Consider the following 1,312-nt stretch of genomic DNA (forward strand, 5'->3'; position numbering starts at 1 on the left):
CAGTACTGTACGAAGGATTGTTTTAACTCCTTCGGGCTTGGTGTGCTAAGTATTTTCTGAGTAGCTCAACACCGTTGGGTAAGTCGAGCACTTCCAGAATGACGTTGGCTTGTAGTTCTTTGAAAAACTGGATTTTCGCTTTCTTGTAGGACTGGATGGCATTGCCTTTTTTGTAAACCAGAATCAGCATGGCCGCAATGAGAGTGCAATAGAGCATGACCTGAACGGCATTTTGATGGTGGCTCACAAAATGCGTCAGGTTCATTTCCTGCTTCATGAACCGGAAAAACGTCTCAATCTGCCAGCGTTGCCGATAAATATAAGCAATTAAATACGCTGACAAATCCAGCACATTGGTCAGAAACAACAACTGTTGACCACTGGTTTTGACCTGTGCCCTGATGAGTCGGAACTCTTGCTGGACAAGCTTTTTGCCATCACTATAGAGCATGACCATCTCGTCACTGAGTACCTGCAAATCATCGTGTCCAATAACCGGCAGGGGCTGATGGGGACGTAGCACTTGATAACAAGCATTCTCGTTGAGCCGGGTGACAAATTGTGTGTTCTTTTGGGAGAAATCCTGGAAGATTTGCCGGGATTTGAGGCCCCGATCAAAGACAATCAGGTCATTTTTTGCATGTTGCGCCTGCTGAATGAGTTCTTTTAGCGCGGTCTCTTCCGACAAATGAGGCTGGTCGTCAAAGAATTTCATGCGAACGCAAAAGTCATTTTCCAACTCGGTGGTGAGCTTCACCTGGCGTTTATTGGTGCTGCTGTTACCGACTTTCATACCCGTGGTCAGATGGCCAAAGACCTGAATCATCGTCGAGTCGTAGCGTTTAATATTGTATTTGGTCAGTGTGGGCTGGTCGTAGTGCTGACTCACCAAGTGATAAACATGTTGATAGATGCGCTCAAAATAAGTCACATCCACCTGAGTGAGTCGATCGCGAATGCTGGAATGGGCGGTTGTGGCATCCACGGCCAGGTTCTCAATAGCCTTGAACAAAGCCGATGAGTAGGACTCCTGCATACTGCGTAAGCTGACCCGATCACTTTCTAGTAAACTGTAAATCAGGAGGCTAAATACGGTCTTAGTTTGTAGCTTGATGACCCACTTGTCGGCTCCAAGTTCATCCGACAAGGCTTGTAAGTAGTCCTGTCCGATCAAGTCCAGCAAGTCAGAAGCCAAAACCGATTGACTCTGAATAATTGGTTTATCCATCGCTTTCGAAAATCCAGTAGATCAAAGAACAACAAATACTTAGCTATTTATCCCGGAAGATCAAATCCTTCGTACAGTACTGAT

The 1,312-nt window shown here is 45.8% G+C and carries 1 protein-coding gene; it reads right to left on the reverse strand.

Translation table 11 applies throughout. The features are described from left to right. Positions 1-22 precede the first annotated feature (22 nt). Positions 23-1,228: an IS4 family transposase gene (locus ACS5NO_RS33160; protein ID WP_439419077.1), complete on the reverse strand. Its 1,206-nt coding sequence runs from the start codon at positions 1,226-1,228 to the stop codon at positions 23-25. Between the last annotated feature and the right edge of the window lie 84 nt (positions 1,229-1,312).

Source organism: Larkinella fluvii (genome assembly GCF_051857545.1).
Lineage (GTDB): Bacteria > Bacteroidota > Bacteroidia > Cytophagales > Spirosomataceae > Larkinella.